This window comes from Streptococcus cristatus, from assembly GCF_963529205.1.
GTDB lineage: Bacteria > Bacillota > Bacilli > Lactobacillales > Streptococcaceae > Streptococcus > Streptococcus cristatus_O.
Genome location: NZ_CAURYF010000023.1, coordinates 18,782 through 38,217 on the forward strand (window position 1 = coordinate 18,782; position 19,436 = coordinate 38,217).

Annotated in this window: 16 protein-coding genes, 1 pseudogene and 1 riboswitch; of the genes and pseudogenes, 15 read left to right on the forward strand and 2 right to left on the reverse strand. The window is 43.1% G+C overall.

All coding sequences use genetic code 11. The features are described 5' to 3' along the window. The first annotated feature begins 4 nt into the window (after positions 1-4). From RWS39_RS06355 to RWS39_RS06380, 6 genes and pseudogenes are all read left to right on the forward strand, one after another. Positions 5-862, forward strand: a complete 858-nt coding sequence (locus tag RWS39_RS06355; protein ID WP_314481543.1) for a methionyl aminopeptidase — start codon at positions 5-7, stop codon at positions 860-862. Positions 863-909: 47 nt separating this feature from the next. Then, positions 910-1,830, forward strand: a complete 921-nt coding sequence (locus tag RWS39_RS06360; protein ID WP_314481546.1) for a YihY/virulence factor BrkB family protein — start codon at positions 910-912, stop codon at positions 1,828-1,830. A 10-nt stretch (positions 1,831-1,840) separates the two neighbouring features. Further along, positions 1,841-2,687: pseudogene (locus RWS39_RS09575) on the forward strand (hypothetical protein). A gap of 82 nt (positions 2,688-2,769) precedes the next feature. Beyond that, complete coding sequence (locus RWS39_RS06370; RefSeq protein ID WP_314481552.1) at positions 2,770-3,594, forward strand: hypothetical protein; 825 nt, start codon at positions 2,770-2,772, stop codon at positions 3,592-3,594. Between the two features lie 417 nt (positions 3,595-4,011). Next, the gene (locus RWS39_RS06375; protein WP_314481555.1) at positions 4,012-4,461 is read left to right on the forward strand and encodes a MarR family winged helix-turn-helix transcriptional regulator; all 450 of its coding nucleotides are present in this window, start codon (positions 4,012-4,014) and stop codon (positions 4,459-4,461) included. Positions 4,462-4,469: 8 nt separating this feature from the next. Continuing rightward, positions 4,470-5,177, forward strand: a complete 708-nt coding sequence (locus RWS39_RS06380; protein WP_314481558.1) for a B3/B4 domain-containing protein — start codon at positions 4,470-4,472, stop codon at positions 5,175-5,177. Between the two features lie 70 nt (positions 5,178-5,247). Here the strand turns inward: RWS39_RS06380 and RWS39_RS06385 are convergent, their stop codons facing one another. Next, positions 5,248-5,688, reverse strand: a complete 441-nt coding sequence (locus RWS39_RS06385; RefSeq protein WP_314481561.1) for a GtrA family protein — start codon at positions 5,686-5,688, stop codon at positions 5,248-5,250. 28 nt (positions 5,689-5,716) lie between these two features. Further along, positions 5,717-5,839: riboswitch (PreQ1 riboswitch) on the forward strand. Here RWS39_RS06385 and RWS39_RS06390 point away from each other — a divergent pair. The 4 genes from RWS39_RS06390 (at position 5,837) to pulA (ending at position 11,692) form a co-directional block, all read left to right on the forward strand. Beyond that, positions 5,837-6,352, forward strand: coding sequence for a QueT transporter family protein (locus RWS39_RS06390; RefSeq protein WP_314481564.1), 516 nt, complete (start codon positions 5,837-5,839; stop codon positions 6,350-6,352). It overlaps the preceding riboswitch by 3 nt. A gap of 101 nt (positions 6,353-6,453) precedes the next feature. Next, positions 6,454-8,412 carry an NAD-dependent DNA ligase LigA gene (gene ligA, locus RWS39_RS06395; protein ID WP_314481567.1) on the forward strand — a complete coding sequence of 653 codons (1,959 nt, stop codon included), beginning with the start codon at positions 6,454-6,456 and terminating at the stop codon, positions 8,410-8,412. A gap of 8 nt (positions 8,413-8,420) precedes the next feature. Further along, positions 8,421-9,380 carry a diacylglycerol kinase family lipid kinase gene (locus RWS39_RS06400; protein WP_005590565.1) on the forward strand — a complete coding sequence of 320 codons (960 nt, stop codon included), beginning with the start codon at positions 8,421-8,423 and terminating at the stop codon, positions 9,378-9,380. A 14-nt stretch (positions 9,381-9,394) separates the two neighbouring features. Next, complete coding sequence (pulA, locus tag RWS39_RS06405; RefSeq protein ID WP_314481571.1) at positions 9,395-11,692, forward strand: type I pullulanase; 2,298 nt, start codon at positions 9,395-9,397, stop codon at positions 11,690-11,692. Positions 11,693-11,825: 133 nt separating this feature from the next. Here the strand turns inward: pulA and RWS39_RS06410 are convergent, their stop codons facing one another. Then, the gene (locus RWS39_RS06410) at positions 11,826-14,027 is read right to left on the reverse strand and encodes an LTA synthase family protein (RefSeq protein WP_314481574.1); all 2,202 of its coding nucleotides are present in this window, start codon (positions 14,025-14,027) and stop codon (positions 11,826-11,828) included. 363 nt (positions 14,028-14,390) lie between these two features. On the opposite strand from RWS39_RS06410, the gene RWS39_RS06415 reads away from it, so the two are divergent. The 5 genes from RWS39_RS06415 to aroC form a co-directional block, all read left to right on the forward strand. Then, positions 14,391-15,554 (forward strand): class I SAM-dependent rRNA methyltransferase, encoded by a 1,164-nt coding sequence (locus RWS39_RS06415; RefSeq protein WP_314481577.1) that lies wholly within the window; start codon positions 14,391-14,393, stop codon positions 15,552-15,554. After that, entirely contained in the window at positions 15,551-16,228 is a 678-nt protein-coding gene (gene aroD / locus RWS39_RS06420) for a type I 3-dehydroquinate dehydratase (RefSeq protein WP_061422684.1), read from the forward strand. The genes RWS39_RS06415 and aroD overlap by 4 nt, the downstream gene beginning before the upstream one ends. Beyond that, a complete protein-coding gene (locus RWS39_RS06425; RefSeq protein ID WP_314481583.1) occupies positions 16,218-17,072 on the forward strand; it encodes a shikimate dehydrogenase in 855 nt (284 codons plus the stop codon). Before aroD ends, RWS39_RS06425 begins: the two co-directional genes overlap by 11 nt. Positions 17,073-17,125: 53 nt before the next feature. Then, entirely contained in the window at positions 17,126-18,193 is a 1,068-nt protein-coding gene (aroB, locus tag RWS39_RS06430) for a 3-dehydroquinate synthase (RefSeq protein WP_314481586.1), read from the forward strand. 90 nt (positions 18,194-18,283) lie between these two features. Next, positions 18,284-19,436 (forward strand): chorismate synthase (gene aroC, locus RWS39_RS06435; protein ID WP_314481589.1); only part of this gene is annotated, 1,153 nt, incomplete at its 3' end.

A 19,436-nucleotide genomic window follows, 5' to 3' on the forward strand; every position in this document is an offset into this window, starting at 1 on the left:
AATAATGATTACTATAAAATCACAACGTGAAATTGATTTAATGGACAAGAGCGGAGATTTCTTAGCTTCTGTTCATATCGGCTTGAGAGACTTGATCAAGCCAGGTATTGACATGTGGGACATTGAAGAATATGTCCGCAAGCGCTGTAAAGAAGACAATGCTTTGCCCCTTCAGATTGGCGTAGAGGGCAGTATCATGGATTATCCTTATGCGACTTGTTGTTCTCTCAATGATGAGGTGGCCCATGCTTTTCCTCGCCATCAAAAGTTAGTCGAGGGTGATATCATCTGTGTGGACATGGTTGTCGGTTTAGTCGACAAGACTGAGCTGGATGTCTCTAAGTTGGACTTTGACAATGTTGAGCAGATGAAGCAATACACAGAAAACTTCCGTGGTGGTGTTGCAGATTCTTGCTGGGCTTATGCAGTTGGTCAGATTAGTTCAGAAGCGCAGCAGCTCATGGATGTGACCAAGGAATGTCTCTACCGAGGAATTGCAGCTGCAAAAGTTGGCAATCGCATTGGAGATATTGGTGCAGCCATTCAAGAATATGCTGAAAGCCATGGCTATGGAGTGGTGCGTGATTTGGTTGGTCACGGAGTTGGCCCAACCATGCATGAGGAGCCAATGGTGCCGCATTACGGCCGTGCAGGACGCGGTTTGCGCCTGCGGGAGGGAATGGTTCTGACTGTCGAGCCAATGATCAATACAGGTACATGGGAAATTGACACGGACTTTGAAACAGGTTGGGCGCATAAAACGCTTGATGGCGGTCTTTCTTGCCAATATGAGCACCAATTTGTCATTACCAAAGATGGTCCTGTGATTCTAACCAGCCAGGGAGAAGAAGGGACTTATTAAGCATAGAGGGCTGGGCTTGTCTCAGCCTTTTTGAATAGGAGAGAGATGTGACAGGATTCATCAAAAAGATGAGAGAAAATGAATTTCTCAGAGCTTTTTTCCATTTTTATCAGGCATCGGAGGCAGATATTACCAGCATTGCTGTGGCCTACTATTTTCTGATTTCGATTTTCCCCTTGTTATTGATTGCGGCAAATATTCTGCCCTATTTTCAAATTCGGCCAGATGAGCTCTTGGTTGCACTGAAAGACTTACTGCCAGAGTCATTGTATCTGACGATCGCCAAGGTTGTCCGCGATGTGCTAACCAAGCCTTCGACAGGTTTGCTGAGTATTTCTATCCTATCGGCCCTTTGGACTTTTTCCCAGAGCATGACTTTTTTGCAAAAGGCTTTTAATAAATGCTATGGTACGAAGCAAGGGCGGGGGCTTATCTGGGAGCGGATCTTTGCTTTTATCATGAGTCTAGGCTTGCAAGTCCTACTAGGCTTGTCGCTCGTTTTGACCCTATTTGGTCGAATGCTGGTTGGGATTCTTTATAATTTCTGGCAGTTTGACCGTGGCCTCTACCAGCAGTTGCTGACCATGACAGAGCCTACGATTTATCTGATGCTCTTTCTTTCGCTGATTCTGCTTTATTTTTCGTTACCCAATGTGAAAATTCCTAAAATCCGCTATGTGCTACCAGGTGCGACCTTGGTTCTTGCTATCATTTATAGCCTCATGAACCTTTTTACTGTTTATATCGAAGCTTATCTAGATCGCTTTTTAGATGTGCGTTTTGTCGGCTCAGTGGTGGTTGTGATTATCATGTTTTGGTTTATCCTAATTGCCAAGGTGCTAATCGTCGGAGCTGTCCTCAATGCGAGCATCCAAAGTCGTTTCGTATCGCACTTTGAAAGCCGTAGTGGTGAGCTTATTCTGAGATTTGATGACGAAGGACAAGCAGATAAGGATACAGATATATAATAGGTAAAATATGAAACAAACAATTTTTAATGCCTCGTTAGAGGAAAGTATGAATTTAGTGACAGATCAGTATATCAAAACTTCATTTGAGGATTTCAAGGAAAAAGGTTATGAGGGAAAGATTTGAGGATTTGTTACAATGCAGTCTATCCTATTTCTAATCTTTCTTTTGAGTATTTGGATTGATTCTCAAAATTTGCAGTTTTTATTTATGAAAGTAAGCCTCATAAATGGGGCTTTATTTGGATTGGGATTTGTAGGGTTTGCTGGCTATTTAATTGATCTAACCAAAATAAAAATCAGTCAATACTATCATATTATTACTTCAATATATGGTCTAAGTTGTGATTTTTCTTCTTTGCTTGCAGTGTTTAGTAATAGGTATAGCCGGAGCAGGAACGATGGTTGGAACGATTTTATCTAGCGCACTATATACGATTGCTTTTATTTTGTACTTTGTTAGACTGTTTCAAAATTTTCAGAAGAACACGTTCGAAATTTTGTATCAAGAGTCTACTTACTCAAATAGGGGAGCGGATTTTCTCGACCGTTTTGTTGTGTTTGCCAAAAAGTACGGAGGAATTATCCTGTCCCTAATTGTTATTTTCCGTATCTTTTTCCCAAACTCGGATTTTATTCAGCAAAATGGTACCCTTCGTTCAATTTTTATAGCCATTAATCCAATATTATTTGTCCCCTTCCTTTACTTTCTGTATGCTTTAAGTGTGAACAATTTTCAAGGCTACTATCTCAAAAAATATTTGGAAGATTACCGCCAGTTATCTGACTACTCCATAGAAGACTGGTATGGGAAAGAATCGAAAAGATACAAAGAGTCGCTGGATCAGGAAGTTTAGTCAATGTTGGTTTACCCATTCGATTTTTATGGCGATGGTGCCTCCTTTTACAATGTAACCTGAACAAAATAGGAGAAAATAAATGGATAAGATACAAAAAGATATTAATGATGCACTAGAAACAGCACGAAGATTAAACTTAGTAAAGGCGATTTTTGGACTATCTCTATATTCTCTTATGGTTATGATTGGGACGTCTTTACCGATAAACCTATTTCGAATGGCTAGTGAAGCTGGGTATGACCCAGATATACCATTGACATCAATGGTTACCCAGCTGACATCAGTAGAAAAAGGGCTCATTCCCCCAGATAGTTTCTTTGTCTTTCTATTCTTGCTTTGTTACGGTCATTTTACTTGTTTTTATATTATTTCTAAAAGAAATCGCATTAAAGCCTATTTAATGACTCAGATTTTTCAATTATTTTTGCTCGTAATTTTATATTATAGTTGGTTTATAGCCGCCTTGTATCTAATCCCCCTAGTAGCAGTTCGTATCGTCTACTGGATAGGTTTTGTCTTATCACTGATTTACCTTATCTATATCCTTGTTACTAAGCAACGCGCTAGAAAGGATTATTTCTCCTCAGAATATTATAAAAAGTTTTTAAATGTGATTTTATTCTTATGGTTGTTGATGTATGGAATCAATCTCTTCACCAACGGACTCAATCATTTCCTAGCGTACCTCTTGCTTGCCTTATTACCTATTGCACCTATTCTCTTAGGACTATTTTTAGTATCATTTTTTAAATCCAATGTAGTAACGCTAGAGAACTTGAATGCAGTCAATAAAAACCAAGAGAAATACCGTGAGGAATATGGTTATACCATCGAGGAATGGTATGGGAAGAAGTCAAAAATGTACAAAGAATATGTTAAGAAGCAACGAGGCATTAGTAAATAAATATCTATCCGAAATTTCCACATGGTTTGACTTCAGGTGGTTTTTCTATGCTCTTCTCAAGCCGATTTGATATTGTAGTATTATATGATGTGACTAATAAGGTTGCACTAATGGATTTTAAAGGTGAAGATTATACTCGAGAGAATCTAGCTAGTGATTGTACTGACCTTTATCAAAACATATCAAGAGGTTCCTTAACAAGCAATCAGCTAACCTTCCTAGTATCTATTTCTAACAAAAAGTGAGGCAAAGACTTTTTCCTAGCCCCTTTTTTGATGGTGTAGATAAGGGAAAGGCGGAAATAGTTCTGTGCGGAGGTTTAGTTCTATATAGAATTTTTCTAAGATAAGTATTTTTGAATAATTTTTATTGTATTTGCAATAAAAATCTGCTATACTATCTTCAGAAGGAGGAAGTATGTCAATTTTACGTGAGATTGGAATCATTGCTCGGGCTTTGAATTCCATCGCTAATATTGAGTTTCGTGACATAGATTTGGCGCGGGGGCAGTATCTCTATCTGGTGCGGATTGCGGAGAATCCTGGGATTATTCAGGAGGAGCTGTCAGACTTGCTCAAGGTGGATCGCTCAACGGTGGCTCGTTCAGTCAAGAAGCTAGAAAGTAAAGGCTTAGTGGAACAGCGGCCAGCAGCCAATAACCGCAAGAACAAGGAATGGTTCGTCACTGAGAAGGGGGCAACACTTTATCCTTTTATCATAGCGGAAAACGAATATTCGGAGCAGGTTTCGTTGGAAAATTTTTCAGAAAACGAGCGGAAAGAGTTAGAGAAGTTGCTGGTTCGCGTCCGAGAGAATATTACCAAGGACTGGGAGCTGGTCAAAAAAGGCCAGAAAAGAAATTATTGAGGTAGAACATGAAAGTTACAGTTGAAAATGAATTTTGGGCTTTGTTTCCAGAAGCTCAGATTAGTGTTTTAGTGGTCAAGGGACTGGATAATAAAGTGGATGAAAGTAAGGATCCTTATTTCAAATCCCTGCTGGATAAGGGAGCAAAGCGAGCAGCAGACTTTATCCCAGACGAGAATTTCACTCAGAACGATGTCATTCAGGAGTGGCGGCAGGCTTTCGGCCAATTTAAGACCAAAAAAGGAGCGCGTTCCTCTATCGAAGCCCTGCTCAAGCGGGTCAGTCAAGGACGGGAATTCAACCCCATCAATCCTTTGGTAGATATTTATAATAGTGTTTCCCTTTCTTATGCTGTTCCTTGTGGCGGTGAGGATTTGGACAAGATTGTCGGTGGTCTTTATCTAGGAAAAGCCAAGGGTGGTGAAGCATTCTTTCCACTGGGAGCTGAGACTGATGCACCAGCTTTGGCAGAAGAAATCATCTACTATGATGAAGAGGGAGCGGTCTGCCGTTGTCTTAACTGGCGAGAAGCACAACGAACCATGCTGACAGAAGAGACCAAGGACGCCATCTTGGTTATCGAGGCCATCAATGGAGAGCAGGCTGCGCGTGCCCAAGCAGCTATGACAGAACTTCAGACTCTGATTGAGGACTATTTTGGGGTTAAGGGTGATATTACCCACCTGACAGCTGACAATGCCATCTTGGAAGTATAAAAATAAAAATATCTGGATCAGAAATATCTGGTCCAGATTTGTTTTTATAGGAGAAATAAGTCGATTCATCTTATTTTGCCTTGTTTTCAAAGACAAAAATCTTACTAAAGACGTAGTTGAGGACGATAATTAGCACTTGAGCCATCAAAGTTTCAATGGTGTTGACCATCTTAATATAGTTGTGGACGAATTGACCGATAATCTGTGGGAAGCTAGTGACAAAGATAAAGGTTAGCAGTAAATTCAAGGCCATAGTAGCTAGGCGGGCTGTGAAAAATTTGACCAATCGCACTGGCCAGCCCTGTCTCTTTTGCTTGAAAACGATAGTATCGTTGGTCACAAAGGCAAAGAGAATGCCCAGAATATCACCTATTATCGTAGCCAGTAGTTCATTTCCCGTCAGTTCATAGCAGAGCATCCGACTGACAACGGATACGACAGTGGTTGCCACACCAAAGAAGAGGTAGGATAGGACTTCATTATCAAAGAATTTTTTAATCAAAGTTTTCATAAGCATAGTCTATCACATTTCTAGGATTTATGCTATACTAGTGAGGTTGTCGATTTGAAGGAGATAGCTTTTCCGTCTGAGGCAACCCTTGGCGCTTAACTTCTTTCGCCAAGCATATTACACGCGCTCATGCGCTAAAGGAGAAAACATGAAACAAGAAAACTTATCAGTTCGTGATTTGACACACATTGCCATTGTTGCTGCCATTTATGTAGCCCTAACCGTCACGCCTCCCTTAAATGCGATTAGTTACGGTGCTTACCAGTTCAGAATTTCTGAAATGATGAACTTTATGGCCTTTTACAATCGTAAATACATCCTGGGAGTGACTATTGGCTGTATGATTGCCAATCTCTATAGCTTTGGAATCATTGATGTCTTTGTCGGTGGTTGGTCAACTCTAGTCTTCCTATCATTAGGTGTCTACCTTTTCAGTCGCTATAAGGATCAATACCTGATTAAAGATTTGCTTCGTTTGGATCATTTCTATTTTGCCATTTTCTTCTCTATTTCGATGGTGACGATTGCGGCAGAGTTGTATTTCTTACAGGGCTTGCCATTCTTCCTGACTTGGTTTACAATAGCCATTGGAGAATTTGCTTCTTTGATTGTTGGAGCTATCATTATTAACCAGATTGCTAAACGGATTGATTTGACAAAATAAGACAGCAGAGAGCGGATTTCCGCTCTTTTTATGTCCTCTTTTTTAGTGAGAATTCGGAACAAATAGAGGAAGATTTTGTGTATTTGTGATAAAATAGAAGTATGAAAGAAAGAATGTCAGAATTAGTCAAATTGCTTAATCGATACGCCCATGAATACTATACGGCAGACAGGCCAAGTGTATCGGACAGCGAGTATGACAGACTCTATCGCGAGTTAGTGGAGTTAGAAGAAAAGTACCCAACTGATATCCTACCTGATAGCCCAACGCATCGGGTGGGCGGGAAGATTTTAGAAGGATTTGAAAAATATCCACACCAGTATCCTCTCTTTAGTTTGCAGGATGCTTTTTCACGTGAAGAATTACTAGCCTTTGACCAGCGGATTCGCAAGGAATTTCCCCAAGTTTCCTATATTTGTGAACTCAAGATTGATGGGCTTTCTATTTCCCTGACCTATGAAAAGGGAATCTTGGTAGCAGGAGCGACTCGAGGAGATGGCTCTGTTGGAGAAAACATCACGGAAAACCTCAAGCGGGTTAAGGATATTCCTCTGATCTTGAAAGAACCGCTGGACATTACTGTTCGCGGAGAGTGCTACATGCCTAAGGCTTCTTTTGATGCGGTCAATCAGCTGCGGCAGGAGAACGGCGAGCCTGAGTTTGCCAATCCCCGCAATGCGGCAGCAGGAACCTTGCGCCAGTTGGATACAGCGGTTGTAGCCAAGCGTAATCTAGCAACCTTCCTTTACCAAGAAGCCAGTCCGACTGAGGCTAGCAGCCAGGAATCAGTCCTAAACAAGCTGGCAGATTTAGGCTTTTCAGTTAATCCGATTCATTTCCTAGCGGATTCGATTGATGCCGTTTGGGAATTTATTGAAAAGATTGCTCAGGAGCGGGACAGTCTGCCTTATGAGATTGACGGTATTGTCATCAAGGTTAATGACTTGGCGGTGCAAGAGGAGCTTGGCTTTACTGTCAAGGCACCTAAGTGGGCCATCGCCTATAAGTTTCCGGCAGAGGAAAAGGAAGCCCAGCTTCTATCTGTTGACTGGACAGTCGGACGGACAGGAGTTGTGACCCCTACAGCTAATCTGACACCAGTTCAGCTAGCGGGAACGACCGTTAGCCGAGCGACTTTGCACAATGTGGACTATATTGCAGAGAAGGATATTCGTCAGAAAGATACCGTTATCGTCTATAAGGCGGGGGATATTATTCCTGCTGTCTTGCGCGTGGTGGAGTCCAAGCGCATTTCAGAAGAGCCTTTGGAAATACCAAGTCACTGTCCAAGCTGTGAGAGTGAGCTGGTGCATTTCGAGGATGAAGTGGCTCTGCGCTGCATCAATCCCCTCTGTCCAGCCCAGATCAAGGAAGGCTTGATTCACTTTGCCAGTCGGGATGCCATGAACATCACGGGTCTTGGTCCAGCAGTGGTCGAGAAGGTCTTTGATAAGGCCTTGGTCAAGGATGTGGCTGGAATTTACCGACTTTCTGTAGAAGATTTGCTGACCTTGGACGGCTTTAAGGAAAAATCAGCGAATAAATTGTATAATGCCATTCAAGCTTCCAAGGAAAACTCAGCAGAGAAATTGCTCTTTGGTCTGGGAATCCGTCACGTGGGAAGCAAGGCTAGTCGGATTTTGCTGGAGAAATTCCATGATATGATCAAGCTGTCTCAGGCAAGTCAAGAGGAAATTTCCTCTATTGACAGCTTGGGGACAGTTATCGCTCAGAGTCTGCATTCTTACTTTGAGCAGGAAGGCAGTCAACTTCTCTTGCGGGAATTGCAGGAAGCTGGCGTCAACCTAGACTATCTAGGGGAGAAAGTGGCAGCTGATGCTGCTCTCGCTGGCAAAACAGTCGTATTGACCGGAAAATTACAAAAATTAACACGGAATCAAGCTAAAGAAAAATTGCTGAGCTTGGGTGCAAATGTCGCTGGAAGTGTGTCCAAAAAGACAGATTTGGTGGTGGCAGGTACCGATGCCGGCAGCAAATTAACCAAAGCCCAAGAACTTGGGATCGAGATTCGAGATGAGGACTGGCTAGATAGCTTGTGAGGCTGAGAATGGAAAATAAGATAAAAAAAGCAAGATTGATTTATAACCCAACTTCTGGGCAGGAAATTATCAAAAAAAATATTGCCGAAGTCTTGGATGTTTTGGAAGATGTTGGCTATGAAACCAGTGCCTACCAGACGACTCCAGAGCCTTTCTCTGCTCAGCGAGAGGCTGAAAGGGCAGCAAGAGCAGGTTTTGATTTGGTCATAGCAGCCGGTGGAGACGGTACGATCAATGAAGTAGTGAATGGGGTTGCGGGTCTAGAAGTGCGCCCCAAGCTGGCTTTCATCCCAACTGGTACGACCAATGATTATGCGCGTGCCTTGAAAATTCCGATGGGAGATCCAGTGGCTGCAGCTCGAATTATCGAGAAAAATCAGACGATTCAGATGGATATCGGTCGGGCTTATGGCAGCAAATACTTTATCAATATTGCGGCGGCGGGCACGCTGACAGAGCTGACTTACAGTGTCCCTAGTGAGGTCAAGACCCGTTTAGGCTATCTGGCTTATGTAGCCGAAGGAGCCAAGATGCTACCGCGCTCCAAATCCCGTAAGGTACGGATTGAGCATGACCATGGTGTTTTCGAGGGCAAGATTTCACTTGTCTTTGCGGCCTTGACCAATTCTATCGGAGGCTTTGAAAAGCTAGCACCAGATACCAAACTGGATGATGGAAATTTCACCTTGATTCTTGTAAAAACGGCCAAGTTGTTTGATATGCTTAGTCTCATCATACAGGCAATTAATGGTGGCCAACATGTGACGGATGCCAATGTTGAATACCTGAAAACTAGCAAATTAAAGCTAGAAGTATTAGATAAAAAAGCACCCTTTATGTTGAATCTGGACGGTGAGTACGGAGGAGATACACCAGTAGAATTGGAAGTGTTGCACAATCATCTGGAGTTTTTCGCCAATATAGATGAAATCGATGAGAGCGCTCTTTCCTTAGAAAAATTAGAATGAAGAGATAAATGAAAATGCTAGACTATAAAGTCATTGTCCATTATCACAATCCTAAGGGAGATTACTTTTCTTATGATTTGTGGCAGTGGCAGACGGATCAGTGGGGAAAAGAAGCACCTTTTTCCAAACTTGATTATTTTGGTATTCAGGGAGAATTATCTTTTGAAAGTTGGGAGCCTCTCAGTCAGGCTCATGTGATTGTCAAGCGTTCAGACTGGTCCAGCCAATCTTGCGATTATCACATTGATTTATTGCCAGTTCATTTGCCTACAGAGGTTTGGTTGATTGAAGGAGATCATCAGGTCTACTATTCCTTGCAAGCGGCGACGACGAGCCACCAATATTCGCGGCGACGCCCTCATAATTTTGATGTGGCTATGCGCTCAGATTATTTTGACGAATGCTGGGGCTACCAAGGTTGGCTTGGGCATCGTCTGCAGGGGCAGGTAAATGAGTTTAAAGTTTGGGCTCCGACAGCCAAAAAAGTTGAATTGCTAGTCTATGAAACTTCCGATAATCAAGCAGCTGTTTATAAAGAATTCCCTATGGAAAAGGGAGAGATTTACTCGCACGATCATGCTAAAAATACAATCGGAGTTTGGTCGGTGGAAGTGCCAGAAGATTTAGCTGGCAAGGCCTACCAGTATCATGTTCATTTTGAAAACCAGCATTTTTTGACGCGCGATCCTTATACAATCGCTACCAGTCCAGATGGCAAGCGCTCAGCTATTGTTGCCGAACAGGACAAGACTGTTGCTGTTTTTAAGGTATGTCAAGGCAAGGAGGCAACCTGGCGTTTAGATAACCCAAATCAGGCTGTCATCTATGAGATGCATATCCGTGATATTAGCAAATCGCCTAGTTCCGGTGTCGCAGAACATTTGCGAGGGACTTTTTTGGGGGCATGTCAAAGCGGCACTAGAAATAGCCAGGGGGACCAGACGACTTTTGATTACATTCGCAATCTAGGTATCAATGTGGTGCAGCTCCAGCCGGTTTCTGACCGACATAAGGACTATGACCAAAATGGCCAAGTTACTTATAACTGGGGCTATGATCCACAGAACTACAACGCGCCAGAAACCAGTTTTTCTTCTAATCCAGATGATCCGGGTCAGGCCATCCGAGATTTGAAAACCATGATTCAGGCTTACCACGATGCAGGGATTTCTGTGACCTTGGATGTGGTTTACAATCATATTTATTCGACCTTTGACTCCGCCTTTCAGTTAACAGTTCCCGATTATTACTACCGAATGAATCCCAACGGTTCTTTCCAGAATGGTACAGGTGTCGGTAGTGAGACGGCCAGTGAGCATGAAATGTTCCGCAAATTCATGATTGATTCACTTCGCTATTGGGTAGAAGAATTCAATGTGGATGGCTTCCGTTTTGATCTGATGGGAATCCATGATGTCACCACCATGAATATCATCCGAGAAGAAATGGATAAAATTGATCCACGGATTTTGCTTTATGGTGAAGGTTGGGATATGGGAACAGGCCTGATGCCAGAGGACAAGGCTAAGAAAGACAATGCTTATCAACTGCCGCGAATTGGCTTTTTCAATGATACTCAGCGCGATGCGATAAAGGGTGCTGAAGTCTATGGTGGGCTGAAAGCTGGTTATGTGAGCGGACAAGCGACTGAGGATATCATAGCCAAAGCCATTCTGGGCAGCAGTGAGTTAGGCTCCTATTTGACACCGACTCAGGTTCTTAATTATGTGGAGGCGCATGATAATTTCAACCTGCATGACTTGCTGGTTGACTTGCACCCAGATGATGATGAGGTCATTCGGACCAAAAGAATTGAGCTGGCAACAGCTATGAACTTGCTTATGCAGGGTATGGCATTTATGGAATTGGGCCAAGAATTTTCCCGCACAAAACTAGTAGGAACAGGCGAAGAGGGCCAAGTCCTGCCTAGCGATCGTGACAGAGCAATGAATAGCTACAATGCTCCCGATGCTGTCAACCAAGTGAATTGGGAATTGATTAGCCAACATCAGGAGAGTATTGACTATATCAAGCAGATCATTCACTTAAAGACAAGTCAGAAGGAATTTTCTTATCAAACCTATGAAGAGATTTACAAACATGTCTTTGTAAGGGAAGCTTTTACCGGCAGTGGTATCGTCATTTTTGAGATTAAAGACGAAAAACATTATGAAATCATTTTTAATGCAAGTGGACTGCCCTATTATCTTGAGAATGCGGATCATCTACGTTTATTGGTCGGAAATAGTCGTCATAAGAGACCCTTCTATGTGGAGAATCTGACCGCTTCCGTTTTTGAAGTGATTGCATAGTATGAATAAAAATAAGAAAAGATTGAAGACAGGCTTTGTGGCTCACGTTTTCAATCTTTTTTGTGCTTCAAAAATAAAAACTCTCCCCAAAACATTTTTCAATGTTTTAGGAAGAGTTGAGTAGCCTCATAGATTAGGGACTGGCACTTGAACTGGAGGAGCTAGAAGAGCTGGAGGACTCTCCGCTAGTTCCCTCTTCGCTGCTAGTGCTAGAGTGAAATTGTTCTGGGTGAAGTACTCGATAACTTGGTGAATTAAAGAGATCCACAGAAGACACACCGCCACGTTTTGAATAAAGGCTAGTCGATTGGTCACCTTTTTCTTTCTCAATGGCCTTGAGGGCTTTCAAAGAGTTGATATAGCTGTAATCATCAGGATTGACTTTTCCTAGGTTATTGCCCGTATAAAAGCGGAATAGGTCCCCTGTCTGAATAGCATCGCTCATTTTCAGCTGTGTATTTGCGGCTGTTCGGATAGCTTCTAGTTCAGCCGTTGTTGACTCGTCTGGCAGAGTGATCTCCTCACCAGTTTGTGTGTTGTAAATGCGGCCACTATAACTTGTGTATTTTGGTGTTACAAAGTTATTGGTTGAGCGGAAGGCCACGATTTGCTGGTGCTGAGGTGAGAGGAGGTCTTGCCCGACTTGAAGGTAATTTTTGGAGTCAATCCCCAATAAATGCTCCAAGGTTGGCAGCATATCGATTTGTCCGCCAAAGGTATCGATAATTTTTCCTTTTTCCATTCCAGGTATCACGACCATGTATGGCACTCTCTGTAACATGGCGTTGTCATAGCTAGACCATGTCTCAGAATTTTTATTGATCAAAGGTGCCAAAGCTGGATTACGAGAATTGGAAATTCCATAGTGGTCACCGTAAAGGACGATAATTGAATTTTCATAGAGTCCAGCTTCTTTTAGGTAGTCAAAGAAAGCTTTGACAGCTGAGTCGAGGTAGTTTGCTGTTGCAAAGTAGCCATTGATGGTTTCGTCTTTGGTATCTGCCAGTGGGAAACCAATCTCATCGCCAATCAGACTGGTCGTATAAGGATAGTGATTAGAGACGGTGATGTATTTGGCATAGAAAGGCTGCTGCAAATGTTCCAGATATTTGATGGAATCTTTGAACATAATTTTATCGTTCAAGCCGTACTGGAAGGAGTTGGTTTCGTCTTGCTTGGTAAAGTAAGACGCATCGAAGAAATAATTATAACCCCATTGCTTGTAGGCAGTGTTACGGTTCCAGAAACTACCTGTATTTCCATGGAAAACAGCAGATGTATAATCTCCGTTTTTTGATAGGATAAAAGGTGCTGCTTGTTGGGTATTAGTACCGCCATAGTTTACCATGAAGGAGCCTTGGTTGAGACCAAAGAGACCTGTTTCAATCATGGTCTCCGCATCAGAAGTCTTTCCAGCCTTAACCTGATTAAAGATATTTGAAAAAGCTAAAGTTGAGTTGGAGTGGTAAAGGGAGTTGAGGAAAGGCGTAACCTCGTATTCCTTGCCCTCCATCTGCAGTTTATAATCAATCAGAAACTGCTGGAAGCTCTCTAGATGGACATAGATAACATTACGGCCTTTGGCAATGCCGTAGTATTCAGAGTTCGGCTCGGCATAGTGGGATTGGATATATTGTTCAACGGGTTCTAGATCCTTAGCAGAGGCTTTGGAACGCTCTTTATTAGCAGCATAGGTTTGATTAGCACTGTAGCCGAGAAAGGCAGGAAGACCAAGAGCGCGAACGACATAGTAATTTGAAAATCCGCGTGTCAGGAGCTCAGGACGATCAATTTCTGCTAAGAAAAGATTGGCCGAAAAGAGCATCGCTGATAGGGATGTCACGGCAAAGCTGGCGCGGAAATTAAACCTACGATGATCCAAGCGGATATACTTTTTATAAAAAAGCCAGCCCAGAATCGGGAAATCAATGATATAGATAGCATCCCAAGGGCGGAAGAGCTCCATGGCTGCGGCTCCGAGACCTGCAGACACCTTGCTAGAGGCCAACATGGTATTGACTGTCACAAAGTCGGTAAACTCACGGTAGTAGATGGAGTTTGAGACCAACCAGACAAAGAGCATGATGTAGATAGCCGTGCTGACACAATAAAAAAGCTTAGTCGGCTTGATATAAAGGGCGAGTCCAATCAGTAAAAGTCCAATTGGGAAAGGGTTAATCAGAGCCAGAAAAATTTGATAGGCTCCTTGAATATCTAAATTAAAATCAACGGTATAAGCCCACATGGTTTTTAACCAATAAATCGTGAGCAAGCTCAAGACGAAACCGAGCCTTGTACTCATAAAATTGAGTAAATTCTTGGTTATTTTTTTCACAGAAAGATACTTCCTTGTCTTATTTCCTAAAAATTTTCTTCTTCTAAGTATATCACAATTTTTTAAGTTGAGGAAAAATTGAGGTGATTTAGTGTTTAGTTTATTTTATTTGTAAAGTAATTTAGAATAAGGGCAATCATTTCCTAGCTTCAGGATTGTTCGCAAGAATATCTAAAATTAAACAGGCCTTGCTTCATGATAGATAGTGGAAAGTGGTAGTAGAGGAAGCTTGCTCAAAAGCTCGCCTGATGAAATAAATACTTAATATATAAAATGTTGAAAATTTCTTCTACTAAAACAAGATTATGTGAAAATAATAAATATGCTTTGAGAATTTTCACAATATTTGGTATAATAATGCTTATGAAGAAACTTACTGTTAATAAACAGACAGAGGAAAAGTTGAGAAAAGGAATTTTAGTTCTAGATAAGAATGATTTTCCAACTCTTTCATTCACTGATCAATGTGTGGAATTGCATAGTCAGCAGGGGAAGTTCTTGGGAACGGCTTATCTCTCCTTACAAAATAAGGGACTTGGCTGGCTGATTTCCTATGCTAAGGTAGAGCTGAACTCAGCTTTCTTTCAGCATTTGTTTGAAAAAGCTAAAGACAAGCGTTTCTATTACCGTCATGCAGAGGATACGACAGCCTATCGCCTCTTTAATCAAGAAGGTGACGGTTTTGGCGGTTTTACGATTGATATATATGAGAACTACGCCGTTTTCTCTTGGTACAATTCCTTTGTTTTTTCAATCAAGGATCAGATAGTGGCTGCTTTCCAGCAGGTCTTTCCTGAGGTCGCTGGAGCTTATGAGAAGATTCGCTTCAAGGGCTTGGACTATGAGTCTGCCCATCTCTACGGAGCAGAAGCGCCAGCCTATTTTACGGTTTTGGAGAATGGCGTTCGCTATCAAGTTTTCATGAATGATGGCCTGATGACTGGGATTTTTCTGGACCAGCACGAGGTACGGGGGAGTCTGGTTGACGGCTTAGCTAGCGGAAAAAGCCTGCTCAATATGTTTTCTTATACAGCGGCTTTCTCGGTGGCAGCTGCCATGGGCGGTGCCAGTCAAACAACTTCGGTGGATTTGGCCAAACGTAGCCGCGAGCTTTCCCAAGCGCATTTTGAAGCCAATGGCTTGGATTTAGAGCCGCATCGTTTCGTGGTCATGGATGTCTTTGACTATTTCAAATACGCCAAGCGTCACGAGCTTAAATATGATGTGATTGTCCTTGATCCGCCGAGCTTTGCTCGCAATAAGAAACAGACTTTCTCTGTTGCGAAAGATTATCATCGTTTGGTGGCTCAGGCCTTGGAAATCTTGAGTCCAAAAGGAACATTGATTCTTTCGACCAACGCAGCTAATGTTTCTAGAAGTAAGTTTAAAAAAGAAATTGAAAAAGGATTTGCAGGAGTTCCTCATCGCTATCTAGCGGAATATGGCCTACCAGCAGACTTTGTATACAATAAGAAAGATGAGAATAGTAACTACCTCAAGGTATTTACAATTAAGGTGGACAAATGAAATTAGTCGTTTCAATCATGCCCAGAAGTTTAGAAGAGGCTAAAGCAATTGATGTGAGTCGTTATGATGATGCTGACATTATCGAATGGCGCGCGGACTTTTTGCCGAAAGAGAGTATTCTGAACGTTGCTCCTGCTATTTTCGAGAAATTTGCTGGCCGTGAATTGCTCTTCACGCTGCGAAGTCGCGGAGAAGGTGGCGAAATTGAACTGTCAGATGATGAATATGTTGCTCTTATCAAAGAAGTAGCCAATTTTTATTCGCCAGACTATGTTGATTTTGAATACTATTCGCATAAAGATAAATTCGAAGAAATGCTCGAGTTTCCTAATTTAGTTCTCAGTTATCATAATTTCGAGGAAACACCTGAAAATATGATGGAAATTTTGTCAGAATTGACGAGTTTGGCACCAAAAGTGGTCAAAGTTTCTGTCATGGCGCATAATGAGCAGGATGTGTTGGATCTGATGAACTACACTCGCGGATTTAAGATTTTGAATCCTGAGCAAGAGTATGTAACGATTTCTATGGGAAAAGTCGGAAAGATTTCTCGCTTAGCTGCAGATTTGACAGGTTCGAGCTGGTCTTTTGCTAGCGTTGAACAGCCGAGTGCACCAGGTCAGGTTTCCCTAGCAAACATGAAGGTTGTGCGGGAGATTTTAAATGAAAATTGATGGCCATACTCGTCTAGCTGCAGTGGTTGCTAAGCCGATTAAACATAGCATTTCACCATTTATTCATAATACTGCCTTTGAGAAAACTGCTGTCAATGGTGTCTACCTTGCTTGGGAAATTGAAGCAGAGGATTTAGAAGCGACCGTTGCTAATATCCGAAGGTATGATATGTTTGGGATAAATTTGTCAATGCCCTACAAGCAGGAGGTTATCCAATATCTTGATGAATTGGATCCCAGCGCCCGTCTTATCGGAGCTGTGAATACCGTGGTGAATGAAAATGGTACATTGATAGGATACAATACAGATGGCAAGGGATTTTTTAAGAGCTTGCCGTCTTTTGCTATTCAGGGCAAAAAAATGACCATTTTAGGTGCCGGCGGAGCGGCGACAGCTATTATCGCTCAAGCAGCTGTGGATCAGGCAGAGGAAATCTTTGTCTTTACTCGGCAGACTTCCTATGATAAGACCGTTAGCAAGATGGCAGTTATCAGCCGCCAGACTAAGAGTAGGATTCATGTATTGAACTTAGAAGACTTGGCTATCTTGCAGGATAAAATCAACCAGTCAGACCTTCTGGTCAATGGAACAAGTGTGGGTATGGATGGAAAAACTTTGCCATTAGCTGAAAGTGTTCAGCTGCCGAGCCAGATTTTAGTCGCGGATGTGATTTATAAACCTTTTGAAACACCTTTTTTAAAGTGGGCTCGAAGTCAGAAGGTAGAGGCAGTGAATGGTCTAGGTATGTTGCTTTATCAGGCAGCAGAAGCTTTTGAGCTTTGGACAGGACAACCCATGCCTTGTCAGGAAATTTGGCAGCAGTTGGAAGCTCTGTATAAATAATTACTCGTACTCAACTCCTCTATGGTTGGAACAGGAAAAACAAGGAGGCGCTTATGAAATTGAATGTAAATCTCCCCCACCATCCCTATGACATTGTAATTGAAAAGGGGACTTTATCTCAGGCTGGCAGCTGGCTGCGTCAGCTTTGGCAGCCTCAGAAGGTAGTCATCGTCACGGACAATCGAGTGGCTCGACTCTATGCGGAGAAGGTCAAGCTGAGCTTGGCAGCCGCTGGATTTGAGGCCTATGTCTTTGACTTTTTAGAGGGTGAAGCTAGCAAGAACTTAAAGACGGTCAACAAAGTCTATGAGTTTTTGGTCAAGGTTGGTCTGACCCGCAGTGATGGTATCGTGGCCTTGGGTGGCGGCGTTGTTGGTGATTTGGCAGGCTTTGTTGCTTCGACCTACATGCGGGGCATTCATTTCGTGCAGATTCCGACCAGTCTGACAGCCCAAGTGGACTCCTCAATCGGTGGTAAGACAGGCGTCAATACACCTTGGGCCAAGAATATGGTCGGAACTTTTACCCAGCCTGACGGGGTTCTGATTGATCCAGAAGTCTTGCATACTTTAGGTCAGCGGGAACTGATCGAAGGTATGGGTGAGGTGGTCAAGTACGGCTTGATTGAGGATAAGGAACTCTGGGATGAGCTGTCAGAAATGGATGGCAGCCCAGAGTCGATTTTGGAGCATGCGGAGAGCATCATCTACCATTCCTGCGATGTCAAGCGTAAGATTGTGGTCGAGGACGAGCTGGATAATGGCGTCCGCCTCTATCTGAATTTTGGTCATACTATTGGGCACGCTATTGAAGCGACAGCGGGCTATGGAAAAGTCATGCACGGTGAAGCTGTGGCGATTGGCATGGTACAGATTTCTCGTGTCGCTGAGAAGAAAGGCCTTATGCCAGCCGGAATCACAGAAGACATCATCCGTATGTGTCAGAAGTTTGGCTTGCCGGTGGATTACCAGCCATGGAATGAGGCTGCTCTCTATCAGGCTTTGACCCATGATAAGAAGGCTAGAGGGAATTCTATTAAACTAGTACTGGTTCCTGAGTTGGGTTCGGCTAGTATTCACCAGATTCTGTTGGAAGAGATGAAAGAATTTCTGAAGAAATAAGTGCCAGATGGAGTTTAAGACGATTGGACAGTTTGGATAAAAATAGACAGGTTGTCCATATCTTTCCATCCCAGAAATAGGAGAAAATGTATGAGATACTTAACAGCAGGAGAATCCCACGGACCACGTTTGACAGCTATTATTGAGGGGGTGCCGGCTGGTCTTCCTTTGACCGCTGACTATATCAATGCTGAGCTCAAGCGACGCCAGGGTGGTTACGGTCGCGGTGCCCGCATGAAGATTGAAAGCGATCAAGTCGAGATTACGTCTGGGGTTCGTCATGGCTTGACCATGGGCGGCCCGATTACACTCAACGTGACTAATTTAGACCATCAGAAATGGCTGGAGATTATGAGTGCGGCAGATGTGGATGAAAAGAAAAAAGGGCTGCGTAAGATTACCAAACCACGCCCTGGCCATGCAGACTTGGTTGGTGGTATGAAATACCGCTTTGACGATTTGCGAAATTCTCTGGAACGCTCTTCTGCCCGCGAAACGACCATGCGTGTAGCAGTCGGAGCGGTAGCCAAGCGCTTGCTGGAAGAAATCGGTGTAGAGGTAGCCAGCCATATTGTGATCTTTGGTGGTATTGATATTGATGTGCCGGACGATCTGACTGTAGAAGAAATCAAGGAAAGAGCTGCCCAGTCGGAGGTTTCCATTGTCAATCCCGAGCGCGAAGAAGAGATCAAGGCCTACATTGACCAGATTAAGAAAGACGGGGATACTATCGGTGGTGTCATTGAGACTGTCGTTGGTGGTGTGCCGGTTGGTCTGGGCTCCTATGTCCAATGGGACAAGAAGCTGGATGCCAAAATTGCTCAGGGAGTCGTTTCCATTAATGCTTTCAAGGGAGTTGAGTTTGGTGTGGGCTTTGAAGCAGGCCGTCTCAAGGGCAGTCAAGTCATGGATGAAATCCTTTGGTCTGAGGAAGATGGCTTCACTCGCAGGACCAATAATCTAGGTGGCTTTGAGGGCGGTATGACCAATGGTCAGCCAATCGTGGTGCGTGGTGTTATGAAGCCCATTCCAACCCTTTACAAGCCTCTGATGAGCGTGGATATTGAGACCCACGAGCCTTATAAGGCAACGGTGGAGCGGAGCGATCCTACGGCTCTGCCAGCGGCAGGTGTTGTCATGGAAAGCGTGGTGGCAACAATTTTAGCCACTGAAGTCCTAGAGAAGTTTTCTTCGGACAATCTGGAAGAACTAAAGGATGCGGTAGCCCGCCATCGGGAATTTG